Consider the following 16,074-nt stretch of genomic DNA (forward strand, 5'->3'; position numbering starts at 1 on the left):
CTCGCCGGGCGGCTCAGCGCAGCTCGAGGCCGAAGGTGAAGCGCCCGGTGGCGGCTTCCCCCGTTTGCGACAGGAAGACGTGCTGATAGCCCACCTTCCAGACGAAGCAGCAGTCGGCGTAGCGCAGCTCGAGGCCCGCCCGGCTCATCCCGCCGCGTAGGAAGTCGAAGCCGAGGGTGGGGGCCGCCGCGAAGCTGAAGGTGCAGGCGATGGGGTTGGGGTTGAAGTCGACCACCAACTCGCGCTGCTGGGCGAAGGCGTCGCCGGGGGGGGCGTCGAGGTCGTTGCGGTAGCGGAACTCCGCGGTGAGCACCCCGTCGGGGAGCTTAGGCGCGTAGCGCAGGCTGGCCCCGAGCTCGCGGTCGAGGAAGTCGAAGCTGGCGTGTGCGGTGAGGTCGGCGTAGCCCAGCTCGCCCGCGAAGCGGCTGGTGGGCTCGCGCCGCTCGTAGCGGTAGGCGCTGGGGCGGTTCTGCAGGCTGTATTCGTAGGCGATGCGCCAGCTAAAGCCCTCGCTGTAGCCGCCCTCGAGCCGCAGCCCGGCGGCTACGTAGGGGCTGTCGTGGGTGTAGACCGCGCCCAGGACCCAGGGCTCGAGGCGGAAGGCGGCCGGGCCCTCCTTCAGCTCGAAGGGGTAGCGCAGCTCCGCCCCCACCGTCAGCCCGCCCACGTAGGCGTCGCCGGGGGAGTGGGCCTGCGGGTTGTCGTCGCTGACGGTCTGCTCCTCGGCGAGGCGCACGAAAGGGGAGAGCCGGGCGCCCTCGAGGGCGAAGGTGTCGCGCCAGCCGAGCTCGAAGAGGGAGTAGCGCGCGCCGGCCGCCACCGCCTCGTCGCGGTTGGTGTCGCCGGTGAGGAAGAAGGGGCCGCTCTCGAGGCGGGCCTCGAGGTCGAACCAGCGGTGGCGCAGCACCGTGCGGAAGCGCACGCTACCCCCGGCGTCGGCCACGGCAGCCCCCAGGGTGAGGGTGCGGGTCTCGGGGTTGCTGAGGTTGCTCACCAGCAGGGTCAGCGTCGAGGAGGCGGTCTCGCCCGCGCGCGGCGGGAGCGGCAGGTCCTCGAAGCCCAGCGTGAGCCCGTCGCTGAAGCTGTAGCCGAAGCGCAGGGGCACGTTGAGGACGGTGCCGCCCCCGCTCCCGGTCCCGCCCGTGCTGGGCAGCCCCGGGATGGCCTCGGCGACGGGCTGGTCGATGGCGAGGCGCAACTGGTCGAAGTGGGCGAGCTCGAGGCCATACACGGCCAGCTCGCTGTCGGCCAGGACCAACAGCCCGCTCTCGGTGTCGAAGTGGGCCTCCTCGGCCACCAGCCGCAGGTCCTCCCCGCACTTGCAGGTCGTCAGCCCGATGCCGCGCGCCCGGAACAGCCGCGCCCGCACCACCCCCGTGCGGGCGCGGAAGCGGTAGGTGCGGGTCTGGGCGGTGAAGGCCTCGAGGCGCACCTCGCCGGTCGCCTGGTCGAAGCGGATCTCCCGCGCCCATAGCTGGATGCCCCGGGAGGCGAAGCAGGCCCCGTCGCTGAAGACGGCGACGCTGCCGTCGTACTCGACGTTGACCCCCCCCACGACCCCGTCGGGCGTCTCGGCCAGGTACGGCGCGTCCTCGCATTTTTCGAAGGGCGGGGCGGGGGTGTCGGCCTGGGCGAGGGCGGGGAGGGGCAGGAGGGGGAGCAGCAGGAGCAGGAGGCCGTGCACCATTACAGCTTATTGGCGTAAGACCGCAGGCGGCCCAGCACGTCGGCGGGCACCTTGGTGGTGGCCGTGGTCTTGCTCTTGAACTCGATGAGCAGGGTGCTGTCGTCGCGCTGCCCCTTGAAGCTGCTCTGGCCGTCCTTGTAGCTGAAGCCGCCGAGCACCAGGGCCTGGTTGCGGGCGGTGTCGATGACGAGGGTGCTGGCCTCGAGCTGCGGGTCCTGCGAGCGCACGTTGCCCTTGAGCACCACCACGTTCTCCGCGAGCAGCCCCAGGCCGCTGTTGCTGGTCAGGCCCTTGACGGCGCTCGAGGAGTAGCGCACGCCGGAGAGGCGCAGTTGCTCGCCCCGGAAGACGTACTCCAGGCTCGCGGCGGCGAAATTGCCGTCGCTGCCGCGCAGCGTGGCGTTGCGCGCGCGGATGAACTCCTCCTGCTTGAACTGGATGTAGCTGCCCTCGAGCCGCAGGCCGTTGCGGTTATCGACCAGCACGCCGCCCTTGGGCATGGTGGTGACCCCGGTGCCGAGGTCGAGCTCCTGCTCCCCGCTCTCGACGCTGAAACTGGAGAAGCGGCCCGCGGTGAGCACTAAGGTGCTCGCCACGAGCAGCAGCAGCGCGTTTTTTTTCATGGTGGAGGACGAAATCCCTGACATCATGCCCTAAATGCTACTGCTGCGGGGATTAGGCTTATGAAGATGTGAAGCAAATTACAGCTCGATGGCTACTTTTTAGGGTGGTAGGGTGCGGCCGTCGCTTCAATTCGGGCGATTTGGGCCTATACTGAACTACGAAATGCGACTGCTGGCGCTTTTGGTGTTGCTGGCCTCACAGGCACTGGCTTTCCCACGCGTCGGGCTGCACGAAGGCTTCACCCGCTTCGTCTTCGACCTGCCTGCGGGCTCCACCTACCAGATGAACACCGAGGGGCAGACCCTCGCCCTGCGCTTCCGCGGGGTCAAGGCCGAGCCGCTCGACGAGAGCGTCAACTCCGAGGAGGTGGCCTCCTATCAGGTGGTGGTCAACGGCGCGGTGGTCGAGGTCTTCGTGCGCCTCAAGCCCGGCATGCGGGCGCAGAGCAGCACCCTGAACGAGCCGCAGAACCGGCGCCTGATCGTCGACATCGCCCGCGGCGAGGCCAAGGCCGGCACCTCCCCAGCGCCCCAGCCCAAGCCCGCGCCGGCTAAGGCCGCGCCCAGGCCGGCCCAGCCCAAGTTCGTCGTGGTGATCGACCCGGGCCACGGCGGGCGCGACCCCGGGGCGGTGAGCCCCTGCACGGGCGTGACCGAGAAGCTCATCACCCTCGACGTCTCCCAGCGGGCGCGGCGCTACCTCGAGGCCCAGGGCGTCCAGGTGGTCCTCACCCGCTCCGGCGACACCTACCCCACCCTCGACGAGCGCGCCCAGATGGCCGACAGCAAGAAGAACCTCTTCATCTCGGTGCACGTCAACTCTACGGTGGGCTGCCCCGGGCGGGCGCAGGGGATCGAGACCTACTACTTCGGGGAGCTGCTCAACCCCAGCCTGCTCGAGCAGGTCGTGCGCGAGAACGGCGGCGGTGCGGTGGGCCAGCAGCTCACCCGCGTCGCGCGCGACGCGGCCCAGCGGGCGGCGGGGGACATCCTCGCCCAGCTCAACCTCCGGTGGTCGCGCGAGCTGGCCTACACCGTGCACAACAAGCTCATCCAGGCCACGGGCGCGGTCAACCGGGGGGTGCAGCAGGCCCCCTTCTACGTCATCCGCAACGCCCGCATCCCGGCCATCCTGGTCGAGCTCGGCTTCGCCAACCACGCCAGCGAGGGCCGCCGCCTCGCCGACCCCGCCTACCGCGACACCCTGGCCCGCGCCATGAGCCAGGCCGTGACCCGCTTCCTGGGCGTGGACACGGTCGCCCAGCGCTGAACCCGCCGCTTTGGCCGAGGGACCGCCGGGCCGGGACAATCGTCCCGGTTCGGGGCGGGGAAAATGGCTCAGCCCCCCTCAAGGAGGGTTTTTTGTCATGAACTCACGCCGATTCACCCTCTACGCCTGGCTTACCCTGGCCTTCACCCTCGCGGTGATCGTGTGGGGCGACGTGGTGCAGGCCACCGGCTCCGGCGACGGCTGCGGGGCCCACTGGCCCACCTGCAACGGCGAGCCGATCCCGACGAGCCCGAGCGTGGCCACGTTCATCGAGTTCTTCCACCGCCTCACCAGCGGCCTCTCCCTGCTGCTGACCCTGGGCCTGCTGGTGTGGTCGCGGCGGGTTTTCCCCCCCGGCCACCTGGTGCGCCTGGGGGCCGGGGCGGCCATGGGGTTCATGGTGCTCGAGAGCCTGGTGGGGGCCGCACTGGTGCTCTTCCGCCTGGTCGGCACTGACGCCAGCGTGGCGCGGGCGGTCATCGCCCCCGTCCACCTCATCAACACCCTCTTCCTGGTGGGCTCCTTAGCCCTCACCGCCTGGTGGTCCGCCCGGCCCCAAGCGCCCGTGCTGCGCGGGCAGGGGGTCGTGGGGGTGGCGCTGGGGCTGGGGCTGCTGGGCCTGCTGGTGGTGGCGGCCTCGGGGGCCCTGACCTCGCTGGGCGACGCCTTGTTCCCGGTGCGCGACACCGCCGAAGCCGTGGCCAGGAGCCGCACGCCGGGGGAGAACTTCCTGGTGTACCTGCGGCTGTACCACCCCTTCATCGCCGTCGCGGTGAGCCTCTACGCGGTGGCGGCGGTGGGGCTGGTCGCGGCGCTGCGCCCCGGGCCCGACACCCGGCGCTTCTCGAGGCTGGCCGGGGTGCTGTTCGTGGCCCAGCTCGCCATGGGCTACCTCAACGTCAAGGCCGCGGCGGCGCTGTACACCCAGTTGCCCCACCTCCTGCTCTCCGACCTGGTGTGGGTCAGCTTCCTGCTCTTCGCGGCCTCGGCGCTGGCCCAGCGGCCGCAGCGGGCACAAATCCCGCTGGGTGAGGTAGGCTGATATGGTGCAATCCTCGTCCCTGACTAAGCCTCTGGGCGCCACCTGGCGCGACTACTTCTGGCTCACCAAGCCCAGGGTGATCAGCCTGCTGCTCTTCACCGCGATCATGGCGATGTTCATCGCGGCGGGCGGCTGGCCGGGGCTGGGGCTATTCGCGACGGTGTTCGTCGGCGGCTACATGTCGGCGGCCTCGGCCAACGTGTTCAACATGGTCGTCGACCGCGACATCGACGCCCGCATGAAGCGCACCGCCAAGCGCCCCACCGTCACCCAGGCCGTCGGCACCCGCGAGGCCTTAGTCTTCGCGGTGGTGCTGATGGTGGGGGCTTTCCTGATCCTGTGGCTGGGCGCCAACCTGGCTGCGGCCCTGCTCTCGATGGCCGGGCTCGGCTGGTACGTGCTGATCTACACCCTCTACATGAAGCGCCGCTTCTGGAGCAACATCGTCATCGGCGGGGCGGCCGGGGCTTTCCCTCCGCTGGTGGGCTGGGCGGCGGTGACGGGGGAGCTGGGCTGGCTGCCCTGGCTGCTCTTCGCGCTGATCTTCTACTGGACCCCCGTGCACTTCTGGGCGCTGGCCCTGATGATCAAGGAGGACTACCGCGCGGTGGGCATCCCCATGCTCCCCGTGGTGATGGGGGAGCGGGCTACGGTGGCCCAGATCGGCCTGTACGCCGTCCTCACCGTGCTCGTCGCCCTGCTGCCGCTGGCTTTCGGCCAGTTCCACGGCTTCTACCTTGCCAGCAGCCTGGCCCTCAACGCCCTGCTGCTTTGGCAGAGCTGGGAGCTGTACCGCGCGCCCGAACGCCCCAACGCGGTGCGGCTGTACAAGTTCTCCATGCTCTACCTGGCCCTGATCTTCGTCGCCATGGCGGTCGACCGCGCCCTTTGGATGTAAACTGACCCTTCGGACACCTGCGGCTCGGCCGCGACCCTGTAAGCCGGGCACTGGCCCAACCGAGTCAAGTACGGAATAATCACCCCCTAGGAGGAGCAATGCTGCGAGGAAGTATCGTCGTGTGGGTGCTTTTGTTGCTGGGCCTCGCCCTAGGACAAGACACCCGGGTCGTCAACATTCTGGATCCCTCGACCGCGTACAACCGCGAGGTGACCCGCCTGCTGATCTGGGTCTCGGTCTTTGCCGCGCTGATCTTCATCGTGGTCACGGGGGCCCTGACCTACACCGTGATCAAGTTCCGCCGGCGGGGTAACGAGCAGGGCGAGCCGCCGCAATTCCACGGCAACGACCGCCTCGAGATCATCTGGACCGTCATCCCCACCGTCATCATCGTCATCATCTTCGGGCTCACCGCCCAGAGCATGATCGCCAACGCGCGTTTCCCCGCCGGGGCCATGACCGTGAAGGTCACGGGCTACCAGTTCTGGTGGGACTACGAGTACGAGGGGCTGGGCATCCGCACCTCCAACGAGCTGATCCTGCCCGTGAACAAGCCGGTGATCGTGGAGATGACCTCCAAGGACATCATCCACTCCTGGTGGCCGGCCAGCCTGGTGGGCAAGCAGGACGCCATCCCCGGCATCACCACCCGCCTGCACTTCACCCCCGAGAAGGAGGGCACCTACTACGGCCAGTGCGCCGAGCTGTGCGGGGCGAGCCACTCGAGGATGCGCTTTAGGGTGATCGTGGTCTCGCAGGAGCAGTTCGACCGCTTCGTGGAGGGCGCCAAGGGATTCCAGGCCCCCGCCGCGACCGACCCCACCCTCGCCAAGGGCCAGCAGCTCTTCAACCAGCAGTGCGCCGCCTGCCACGCGGTCAAAGGCACCGCCAACGAGGCCAACCGGGTCGGCCCCGACCTCAGCTACTTCGGCAACCGCACCACGGTGGGGGCTGGGCTTTGGGAGAACACCGACACCTACCTCATCCCCTGGATCAAGAACTCCCCCGGCGTCAAGCCCGGCTCCAAGATGCCCCCCTTCCCCCAGCTCTCCGACGAGGACGCGCGCGCCATCGCCGCCTACATCAAGAGCCTCAAGATCGAGGGCCTGGACTTCGAGGGCCTGCCTCAATTCTAGGAGGAACCTGTAGATGGCAGTTCAAGCACCGACCCCATCCAAACCCAGCGGGCTCCCCCGGGCGGTAGCCCTGATCTGGGACATGCTGACGACGAGCGACCACAAGAAGGTGGGCCTGATCTACCTGGTCACCTCCTTCCTGATGTTCGGCTTAGCCGGGCTGATGGCCGTAGCCATCCGCTACCAGCTCGCCGTGCCCGACAACAACTTCCTGGTGGGCGACGGCTACAACCAGATGCTCACCCTGCACGGCGCGACCATGCTCTTCTTCTTCATCATCCCGGCGGGGGTGGCCGGCTTCGGCAACTTCATCCTGCCGCTGATGCTGGGCGAGCGCGACGTGGCCCTGCCGCGCATCAACGCCTTCGCGGCGTGGCTGTTCCTCTTCTCGGGCGTGCTGATCTACACCTCGCTGTTCTTCGGCGGCGCCCCCGACGTGGGCTGGACCTTCTACTGGCCCTTCTCGGCCAGCCGCGAGGGGCACGGGGTGGACTTCTTCATGATGGGCATCCTCACCCTGGGGGTCTCCTCGCTGCTGGGCTCGGCCAACTTCGCCGCCACGGTCTACAACCTCCGGGCCAAGGGCATGAGCTTGTGGAAGATGCCCATCTTCGTCTGGAGCGTCTTCGCCACCTCGCTGCTGCAGCTTTTCGCCCTGGCCGGCCTGACCGCCGCCAGCCTGCTGGTCTTCATCGACCGCAAGCTGGGCTTCAGCCCCTTCAACGCCGCCGTCGGCGGCGACCCGGTGCTGTTCCAGCAGTTCTTCTGGTTCTACTCCCACCCGGCGGTGTACATCATGCTCCTGCCCTACCTGGGCATCGCCGCCGAGGTGGCCTCGACCTTCGCCCGCAAGCCGGTCTTCGGCTACCGCTTCATGGTCTTCGCCCAGCTCGGCATCGCGGTGGTGGGCTTCTTGGTGTGGGCGCACCACATGTTCACGGTGGGCGAGAGCCTGCTGTTCCAGCTCGTCTTCGTATTCTTCACCGCGCTGGTGGCGGTTCCTACGGGCGTGAAGATCTTCAGCCTGCTGGGCACGCTGTGGGGCGGGCACCTCGACATGAAGACCCCGCTGCTGTTCGTGCTGGGCTTCCTCTTCAACTTCCTGCTGGGCGGCATCACCGGCGTGATGCTGGCGGTCGCCCCCTTCGACTACTCGGTGCACGACAGCTACTTCGTGGTCGCGCACTTCCATAACGTGCTGATGGCGGGCTCGGGCTTCCTGGCCTTCGCGGGGCTGTACTACTGGTGGCCCAAGATCACCGGCCGTACCTACAGCGAGTTCTGGGGCAAGACCCACTTCTGGTTCTTCCTGGTGGGCTACTTGCTCACCTTCATGCCCCAGTACGTGCTGGGCTTCCTGGGGATGCCCCGCCGCTACGACACCTACCCCGACGGCAACTACCTCTGGAACGAGCTCAACTTTATCTCCACCGTCGGCGCGGTGCTGCTGGCGCTGGGCGGCATCGCCTGGCTGATCAAGGTCATCGACTCCTTCCGCCGCAACGAGAAGGCCCCCGACAACCCCTGGGGCGGCTACACCCTCGAGTGGGCCACCTCCTCCCCGCCCCCCTCCTACAACTTCGCCTTCAACTGGCCCTCCTTCTTCCCCTCCGAGCGCCCGCTGTACGACTGGGCCAAGGCCGGGCTCAAGCCGGCCCCGGTGGACGTGAAGGACATCCACCTGCCCGCCCCGACGGTCTGGCCCTTCATGACCGCGCTGGGCCTGCTCATCACCAGCATCGGCATCTCCATCAGCCCCAACGCCACCCCCGACCTGCCGGGCGTGGCGGGCTGGCAGGGCTGGCTCACGGTGGGGCTCGTCACCTTCCTCTACAGCCTCTTCCGCTGGGCGGGCCGGCTGGAGTACGACGTCCCGGTCGAGCACCACACCGTCACCAACAAGTCCAACGCCTGGGTGGGGATGGCCTGGTTCATCGTCTCGGAAATCGCGCTGTTCGGCGTGCTGATCGCGGGCTACCTCTACCTGCGGCTCTCCGGCGCGGCCCAGCCCCCCGAGGAGCGCCCGGCCATCTGGCTCGCGCTGGTCAACACCTTCTTGCTGGTCGCGAGCTCCTTCACGGTGCACTACGCCCACCACGACCTGCGCAAGCGCAAGTTCTCGCCGCTGCGCTTCGGCCTGCTCATCAGCATCATCCTGGGCACGGTGTTCTTCTTGTTCCAGGTCTACGAGTTCGCGGTCTTCCTGGGCCACGAGAACCCCGCCCAGCAGCTTTGGGCCACCATGTTCCTCATCATCGTGGGCCTGCACGGCGCCCACGTGGTCATCGGCGGCACGGGCCTGGCCCTGGCCTACTACCAAGCCATCCAGAACAAGCTCGACGACCACAACCACGGCACCCTCGAGGGCGCCAGCATGTACTGGCACCTGGTGGATGCGGTGTGGTTGTTCATCGTGTGCATCTTCTACATCTGGTGAGGTAGTTGTTTGGAGCCCCCCACCGAAACCGGTGGGGGGTTGGCGCATGGGTTACGCCGGGTGCTGAACGCTGATGGCTGGGTGCGGGTCGTGCGTCGTACGTGGTACGTCGTACGCCAAACGCCAAACGCAAAACGCAAAACGCAAAACGCAAAACGCAAAACGCAAAACGCAAGACGCCTTGTCACCCCCCTTAGCAAGGGGGGCTGGGGGGATACCCCCTCCCCGCGGGCGGGGAGGGAAGGGGTGGGGTAAGCACAGGCCACGAACCATGAGCTTTCTTCGGCCAGGCCCGGCTCAGGTCGTCACTTTCCCCGTCGTGCTCATGAAGCTGCTCAGCAGCCCGCCGATGGCCCCGCCCAGGAGGCCGATGAGGGGGCCTCGAGCGGGGCCTACGTCGTGCAGGGAGCCGCCCAGGAAGAACCCCACCACCGCCCCCGTGGCGGCCCCGGCGATGACCCCCATTGCCAGGCCGCTCAGGCGGTTGTGGGTGGCCTGGTGGGCCAGGACGCTGGCGAAGGCGCCCACCACCGCGCCCCCGAGGGCGCTCATTACCCCCACCACCAGCCCCACGATGCGGGCGGCGGCGGGGTCGGGGGCTGCTGGGTTCTCGGCGGCGACCAGGAACAGGACCTGGGCGATGTCTAAAACTCCCATTCCGACCTCCTGTGATTGTGGCTCGAGCGGTACAGCCGGTAGGCGATGCCGCCCACCAGCAGGAAAGGCAGCGGGATCAGCAGCCCCATCCCCACGATCTGGAGGATGGCCCGCCGGGGGGCGTCCTCGAGGTTGCTCCAGGCGGCGTTGCTGCAGAGGTAGAGGGCGTCGAGGGGCAGCCCCTCGGGCGTGTAGAGGCTGGGCTGGGCGCCCGGCATGCCCAGGCGCAGGCTCAGCCAGAAGACGGCGCTGGCCAGGCCGATCAGCAGCAAGGCCGAGGCCAGCGCCCTGTACCGCGCGGGCCGACCTCGAGCCCAGACCGGGCGCTGCACCGTCCTCACCGCCCGAAGAAGAACTCCCGCACCCCGGAGACGTAGGTGCCCTCGGGGAGGATGATGGCGACCAGGGCCATCAGCAGCAGCGGCGGCAGCAGGATTGCCAGCACCAGCCCTATCCGCTCGAAGCGCATGTGCATGAAGTAGGCCACGATCAGCGCGGACTTGATCAGGGCGAAGGCCGTGATCAAGAAGCGCCGCAGCCAGTCGGGGTGTACCTCGAAGTAGTCCAGCAGGTAGGAAAGAGCGCTGAGCACGAAGAGCAGCACCCACACGTAGATGTAGATGCGGATGGGTTGGTGCTGCTCGCCCTTGCCGGTGGCGTGATCCGTGTGTTCCATGCGTTCTCCCGGTTAATCGCCTCGCCGAGGCCTCAGAACAGGTAGAAGAAGGCGAAGATGAAGACCCACACCAAGTCCACGAAGTGCCAGTACAGCCCGCAGATCTCTACCCCCACGTAGCTCCCCCGGTCGTAAACGCCCTTCAGCACCCGCACCGCCACCACGGTCAGGTAGATCACCCCGATGGTGACGTGCAGGCCGTGGAAGCCGGTGAGCATGAAGAAGGAGGAGCCGAACTGGGGCGCGCCCATGGGGTTGGTCCAGGGCCTGAAGCCCAGGTCGCGGATCAGGTGGGTCCACTCGAAGGCCTGCATGCTCACGAAGGTCAGACCCAGCAGCGCCGTGATCACCAGAAACAGCGCGGTCATGCGCTTGTTGCGGCCGTAGGCGTGGTAGACGCCGATGGCCATGGTGCCGCTGCTGCTGATGAGCACCACGGTCATGATGGCGATGAGCAGCAAAGGCACCTCACGCCCGCCGAGCTCGAGCGCGAACACCTTGGCGGGGTCGGGCCAGGAGTTGGTGGCGCTCGCCGCCAGCCGCGCCGAGGCGTAGCTGGCGATGAAGGAGCCGAAGATGAAGGTGTCGGAGAGCAAGAAGATCCACATCATCGCCTTGCCCCAGACCACCTTGAAGGCCGAGAGGTCGGAGGCCCAGTCGCTCACGAGCTGGCTGGGGCTCTTCAGGGTCCGTTTGGGTTGTCTCTCCACGCCGCCTCCTGAGAAACGCTTATAGCGGATAGCTGATGGCTAAGAGGGGTTCGGGTTTTTGCTATAGGCTATGAGCTATTGGCTATTGGCAGATATTGGCGCACGCCTTTGGCGTGCCGTCACGTCAGCAGCAGCAAGCCGTACAGCACCAGCCACACCAGCAGCAGGAAGTGCCAGTAGGTCGTGCACAGTTGCACCGACAGGGCGGAGGGGGGAACCCTCGAGCCCACCACCCCCCAGGCCACCAGGCCGCCCAGCAGGTGCAGCCCGTGCAGCGCGGTCATGAGGTAGAAGAAGCTGGCCGAGGGGTTGCTCACCAGGAAGTAGCCCATCGCCTGGAACTGGCTCCAGGCCAGCAACTGCCCCGCCACGAAGGCGAAGCCCAGCAGGCCGCCGAGCTGGAGGTTGCGCCGGGTCGCGCCCAGGTCGTAGCGGCGGCTGGCCCAGGCGGCCCGCTGGAGGAAGAGGCTCGCCAGCGCCAGCAGGGCGGTGTTGAGGCCCAGCAGCCCGGGCTCGCTCAGGCTCTTCCAGTCGGGAAGGTTCATGCGCACCAGGTAGGCGCTGACCAGGGCCGAGAACAGCACCGTCGCCACGGCCATGAAGATCCACAGGCCCAGCCGTGCGGTGGGGACGGGGAAGGCCTCGAGGCCCCCCGGCTCGTTCCCGCCGCCGTTCCCGCCGCCGCCCCGGCCGCGGACGATGCCCGATCCCTCGCGCTCCTTGACCTGCGGCATCGCTACTCGCCCCCTCCGCCCGCCCCGGCCGTCACCTGGGGCCGCGTCTGCGGGATGAAGTCCTCCTTCTCGCCGGGGACGCTGTAGTCATAGGCCCAGCGGTAGACCGGGGGCGGGGGTTGGTCGCCCCAGTTGCCGTGGGGCGGGGGCGTGGGGGTCTGCCACTCCAGGGTCGCCGCCCGCCAGGGGTTGTCGCCCACCTTTTTGCCCCAGAAGATGCTGTGGACGAGGTTGTAGGCGAACACCAACTGGCCCGCGCCCACGATCAGGGCCACCACCGTGATGAAGACGTTGAGGTCCCTGACCGACTCGGGGATGAACTGCAGGTTCTCGAAGCCGAAGTAGCGGCGGGGCACCCCGGTGAGGCCGATGTGGTGCATGGGCAAAAACATCGCGTAGGTGCCCACGAAGGTGATCCAGAAGTGCACCTTGCCCAGCGTCTCGTTCATCATCCGCCCGGTGGCCTTGGGGAACCAGTGGTAGATGCCGCCGAAGATCGCCACGATGGCCGCCACCCCCATCACCATGTGGAAGTGGGCCACCACGAAGTAGGTGTCCTGCAGGGGGAAGTCGATGATGACGTTGCCCAGGAGCAGCCCGGTGAGCCCCCCGATGAGGAAGGTGTTGAGGAAGGCGATGGCGAAGAGCATCGGCGTGGTGAGGTGGATGTTGCCCCGCCACAGCGTGAGCACCCAGTTATAGACCTTGACCGCCGAGGGGATCGCCACGATGAGGGTGGTCACGGCGAAGAGGAAGCCGAAGTAGGGGTTCATCCCGCTGGTGTACATGTGGTGCGCCCACACGATGAAGCTCAGCGCCCCGATGACCACGATGGACAGCACCATCATCGGGTAGCCGAAGATGGGCTTGCGCGAGTGCACCGCGATCAGCTCGGAGACGATGCCCATGGCGGGCAGGATCACGATATAGACCTCGGGGTGGCCGAAGTACCAGAAGAGGTGCTGGAACAGCAGGGGGCTGCCGCCCTCGCGCGGCAGTTGCTGCCCGAACTGCACGATGGCGGGGAGGAAGAAGCTCGAGCCCACCGTGCGGTCGAGCAGCAGCATCACCCCGCCCACGAACAGCGCCGGGAAGGCCAGCAAGGCCAGGACGGTCGCCACGAAGATGCCCCACACCGCCAGCGGCATGCGCATGAGGGTCATGCCCTTGGTGCGCAGTTGCAGCACGGTGGTCACGTAGTTGAGGCCCCCCATCGTGGCCGCCACGATGAACAGCAGCAGCGAGACCAGCATCAAGATGATGCCCCAGTCGGACCCCGGCGTGCCCTTGAGGATGGACTGGGGAGGGTAGAGGGTCCAGCCCGCCCCCGTGGCGCCGCCCGGCACGAAGAAGCTCGCCAGCAGCACCACCACCGAGAGGAAGTAGGCCCAGAAGCTGAGCATATTGACGAAGGGGAAGGCCATGTCCCGCGCCCCCAGCATCAGCGGGACCAGGAAATTGCCGAAGCCCCCCAGCAGCAGCGCGGTCAGCAGGTAGATCACCATGATCATGCCGTGCTGGGTGACGGCCTGGTAGTACACGGTCGGGTTGATGAGCTCGACTTTCCCGGGGAAGCCCAGTTGCAGGCGCATCAACCAGGACAGCCCCATGCCCACGGCGCCCACGAACAACGCGGTCAGCACGTACTGGAAGGCGATGACCTTGTGGTCCTGGCTGAAGACGTACTTCGTCCACCAGCTCTGGGGCTCCGGACCGATGTGATGATCGTGGTAGCCGGGGTGGGAATGCGCCATCGTTCACCTCTTCCCGAGTCCGATGCGGTTGCCGAGGCGACGGTCTTGGTTTTGAGAGAGCTTTCGCTCGGACTGGGGTCTAGCTCGAGGCGGTTAGCGCTGGGCGTTCCCGGTGGGCTGGAGGGTCTGGGCGACGGTGGGGCGTTGCTCGAGCCACCGCTCGAACTCGTCCGGCTCGACCACCACCACCTGGCCCACCATGTTGTAGTGCCCCACCCCGCACAGCTCGGCGCAGATCACCTGGAAGGTGCCGGTCTTGGTGGGCGTGAACCACATCTGGGTGACCATGCCCGGCACGATGTCCATCTTCATGCGGAATTCGGGTACGTAGAAGCTGTGCAGCACGTCGTTGGAACGCATGCGCAGCAGCACGGGCCGGCCCAGCGGCAGGTAGAGCGGGCCGCCGAGCGCGGGCACGTCGTCGCGGCTGGCCGGGGCCTCGGCGTTGACGCCGAAGGGGTTGGCCGCGGTGTAGTTCTTGACGTCGGCGGGCCCCAACACCCCGTCCTTGCCGGGGTAGCGGTAGCTCCACAGCCACTGCTGGGTGAGGACCTCGACGACGTAGGGGCTCTTGGGCGGGTTGATCACCTGGGCGTAGAAGTACAGCCCGGGGGCCAGCAGCAGGACGATCCCCAGGCCGGTGAACCAGATGAGGTTCCACTCGAGCCGGGGGTTATCCACGAAGAAGAAGGCTTTGCGGCCCCGTTCGCTGTGGTGGGCGTAGAGGGTGTAGGCGATGAAGAGGTTGATGATGATGAAGGCCGCGCCGCACAGGACCAGGGAGATGATGATGAGGTTGTCCATGCTGGCCCAGTTGGAGGCCAGGGGGGCGAACCACCACACCCGCAGTGCCGTGAGGATGAACGCCCCAAGCACCATAACCACTAAAGTGACGGCCAGCGCCAGTGCTTGCATTGTTGGTCGCTACCCATGGTAAGCCCACAGGCGACCGCTGTGCAAGCATCGTGAAGTTCGTAACTATTAGAGGCCTCGAGTCCTTCTATACATTCGCGCCGTGCGGGTGGGCGAATTGCTCCTGCCGTAGGGGTGGGTGTTCTCGGGGACTCCTCGGCCGGGAAGTTCCCCTACAGACCCCGTTCCCCCCGCGCTTTTGTGCGCCCCGCCTATAGACAGCCCCGCGCCGATTGCCTATAATCCTCGGTGCTGGGTTTTGCGGGTCCATAGCTCAGTTGGTAGAGCAACCGACTTTTAATCGGTAGGTCGCGGGTTCGAGTCCCTCTGGACCCACCAGCACCAGGACGGGGTTTCCGGCACCCCGTCCTTTTCCGTTTGCCCCGACATCCGCCCCAAAATCTCCGGGCCCCGCCCACGCCGGGCGGGGTGTTGGCGGGAAACGATCCTGATTAGGACCTTGTGTGTGGCGCTTGTACAATTCTCGTGGCGCTCCCCCAAACCCGGCCCCCCGGCGCTCCGAGCGCTGCCCAGGGTTTTTTCCGATGGTCCCGACCGCCGCCCTCATCCCCAACCTGACCAAGCGCCTGAGCTGGGTGCTCTCCAAGCGAAAGGGCGTGGCGGTGGCCTTGGTGGGGCCGCCGGGGGTGGGCAAGACCTGGACCGCGCGGCAGGTGCTGGCCGGGGTGCCCTGCCCCACCCGCCAGCTCCCGGCCTCGCTGGCGGCCGGCGGCCTCCTGGCGGCGCTGCCCATGGCCCCCGACTCCCCGCCCTGGGTGCGGAGCGCGCTCGAGCGCTTCGCCCGGGGCCAGGCCACGCCCCTGGCGGCGGCGGGGGCCCTGGCGGCCCACCTGGTGCAACTGGCCCCCTTCATCCTCCTGGTCGAGGACCTGCACGAGGCGGAGGGGGAGCGCCTGGCCTTCTGGGTGGCCCTGGCCGAGGCGGTGGGCCACAGCCGGGGGGTCGCCCTGCTGGTCACCGGCCGCAACGCCCTGCCCGCCCCCTTCGAGAACCACGCCGTCGAGCCCCTGAGCCCGGAAGCTTCGGCGCTGCTGCTGGAGGGCGAGGCGGGCTCGGCCCTGCCGCCGGAGGCCACCGACTGGATCTGGCGGCACGCCCAGGGCAACCCGCTGTTCACGCTGGAGTACTTCCGCCACCTGGGCCGCCTGGGCTACCTCTGGAGCGACGGGCAGCGCTGGCGCTGGCGCCCCCCGCCCGACGACCTACGCCCCATCAGCGTGGAGGCGGTGATCGCCCAGCAGCTCCAGGCGCTGGGCTCCGCGCCCGAGGCCCAGGCGCTGCTCACCGCCAAGGCCCTGCTGCCCCCCTCTAGCCCCGCCGGCCGCCTGGCCCGCGTCAGTGGCCTGTCGCCCGAGGCGCTGGCGGCTTGGGAGGGGGCGGCTCGAGGCCGCCGGGGTCCTGCAGGGCGGGCAGTTCGCCCACCCGCTCTTCCGCGAGGTGGCCTTCGCCCAGGCGCGCCCTGCCGAGCGGGTGCGGCTGGCGCGGGCCGCGCTCGAGGAGCTTAGCTCGGCGGACCC

The 16,074-nt window shown here is 67.9% G+C and carries 13 protein-coding genes, 1 tRNA gene and 1 pseudogene; 6 read left to right on the plus strand and 9 right to left on the minus strand.

The annotated features are described in order from the left end of the window. Window positions 1–13: 13 nt before the first annotated feature. The gene (locus MEICH_RS0109880; protein ID WP_027892482.1) at window positions 14–1,687 is read right to left on the minus strand and encodes an LPS-assembly protein LptD; all 1,674 of its coding nucleotides are present in this window, start codon (window positions 1,685–1,687) and stop codon (window positions 14–16) included. Further along, window positions 1,687–2,337, minus strand: a complete 651-nt coding sequence (locus MEICH_RS0109885) for a hypothetical protein (protein ID WP_174422434.1) — start codon at window positions 2,335–2,337, stop codon at window positions 1,687–1,689. Before MEICH_RS0109885 ends, MEICH_RS0109880 begins: the two co-directional genes overlap by 1 nt. 136 nt (window positions 2,338–2,473) lie before the next feature. On the opposite strand from MEICH_RS0109885, the gene MEICH_RS0109890 reads away from it, so the two are divergent. From MEICH_RS0109890 to MEICH_RS0109910, 4 genes and pseudogenes are all read left to right on the plus strand, one after another. After that, window positions 2,474–3,580, plus strand: coding sequence for an N-acetylmuramoyl-L-alanine amidase family protein (locus MEICH_RS0109890; protein WP_027892484.1), 1,107 nt, complete (start codon window positions 2,474–2,476; stop codon window positions 3,578–3,580). A gap of 97 nt (window positions 3,581–3,677) precedes the next feature. Then, window positions 3,678–5,520: pseudogene (locus MEICH_RS29680) on the plus strand (heme o synthase). A gap of 98 nt (window positions 5,521–5,618) precedes the next feature. Further along, window positions 5,619–6,656 (plus strand): cytochrome c oxidase subunit II, encoded by a 1,038-nt coding sequence (gene coxB, locus MEICH_RS0109905; protein WP_027892486.1) that lies wholly within the window; start codon window positions 5,619–5,621, stop codon window positions 6,654–6,656. Window positions 6,657–6,669: 13 nt separating this feature from the next. Continuing rightward, complete coding sequence (locus MEICH_RS0109910) at window positions 6,670–9,093, plus strand: cbb3-type cytochrome c oxidase subunit I (RefSeq protein ID WP_027892487.1); 2,424 nt, start codon at window positions 6,670–6,672, stop codon at window positions 9,091–9,093. 297 nt (window positions 9,094–9,390) lie between these two features. Here the strand turns inward: MEICH_RS0109910 and MEICH_RS0109915 are convergent, their stop codons facing one another. The 7 genes from MEICH_RS0109915 to MEICH_RS0109945 all read right to left on the minus strand — a co-directional run bounded on the left by MEICH_RS0109915 (window position 9,391) and on the right by MEICH_RS0109945 (window position 14,539). Next, window positions 9,391–9,750, minus strand: a complete 360-nt coding sequence (locus MEICH_RS0109915; protein WP_027892488.1) for a hypothetical protein — start codon at window positions 9,748–9,750, stop codon at window positions 9,391–9,393. Then, window positions 9,738–10,091, minus strand: a complete 354-nt coding sequence (locus MEICH_RS0109920) for a hypothetical protein (RefSeq protein WP_157202700.1) — start codon at window positions 10,089–10,091, stop codon at window positions 9,738–9,740. The genes MEICH_RS0109915 and MEICH_RS0109920 overlap by 13 nt, the downstream gene beginning before the upstream one ends. Beyond that, on the minus strand, window positions 10,088–10,426 hold the full coding sequence (locus tag MEICH_RS0109925) for a cytochrome C oxidase subunit IV family protein (protein WP_027892490.1): 339 nt from the start codon (window positions 10,424–10,426) through the stop codon (window positions 10,088–10,090). The genes MEICH_RS0109920 and MEICH_RS0109925 overlap by 4 nt, the downstream gene beginning before the upstream one ends. A gap of 32 nt (window positions 10,427–10,458) precedes the next feature. Next, complete coding sequence (locus tag MEICH_RS0109930; protein WP_027892491.1) at window positions 10,459–11,136, minus strand: cytochrome c oxidase subunit 3; 678 nt, start codon at window positions 11,134–11,136, stop codon at window positions 10,459–10,461. A gap of 119 nt (window positions 11,137–11,255) precedes the next feature. Next, window positions 11,256–11,870: a cytochrome c oxidase subunit 3 family protein gene (locus MEICH_RS0109935; RefSeq protein ID WP_027892492.1), complete on the minus strand. Its 615-nt coding sequence runs from the start codon at window positions 11,868–11,870 to the stop codon at window positions 11,256–11,258. 2 nt (window positions 11,871–11,872) lie between these two features. Further along, window positions 11,873–13,624, minus strand: coding sequence for a cytochrome c oxidase subunit I (locus MEICH_RS0109940; RefSeq protein WP_027892493.1), 1,752 nt, complete (start codon window positions 13,622–13,624; stop codon window positions 11,873–11,875). Between the two features lie 93 nt (window positions 13,625–13,717). Further along, entirely contained in the window at window positions 13,718–14,539 is an 822-nt protein-coding gene (locus MEICH_RS0109945) for a cytochrome c oxidase subunit II (protein WP_051304085.1), read from the minus strand. Window positions 14,540–14,799: 260 nt separating this feature from the next. Here MEICH_RS0109945 and MEICH_RS0109950 point away from each other — a divergent pair. Further along, window positions 14,800–14,875, plus strand: a tRNA-Lys gene (locus MEICH_RS0109950). 206 nt (window positions 14,876–15,081) lie between these two features. Then, window positions 15,082–16,062 carry an ATP-binding protein gene (locus MEICH_RS0109955; protein ID WP_027892495.1) on the plus strand — a complete coding sequence of 327 codons (981 nt, stop codon included), beginning with the start codon at window positions 15,082–15,084 and terminating at the stop codon, window positions 16,060–16,062. Window positions 16,063–16,074: the final 12 nt, after the last annotated feature.

The sequence above is a fragment of the Calidithermus chliarophilus DSM 9957 genome, assembly GCF_000430045.1.
Taxonomy (GTDB): domain Bacteria; phylum Deinococcota; class Deinococci; order Deinococcales; family Thermaceae; genus Calidithermus; species Calidithermus chliarophilus.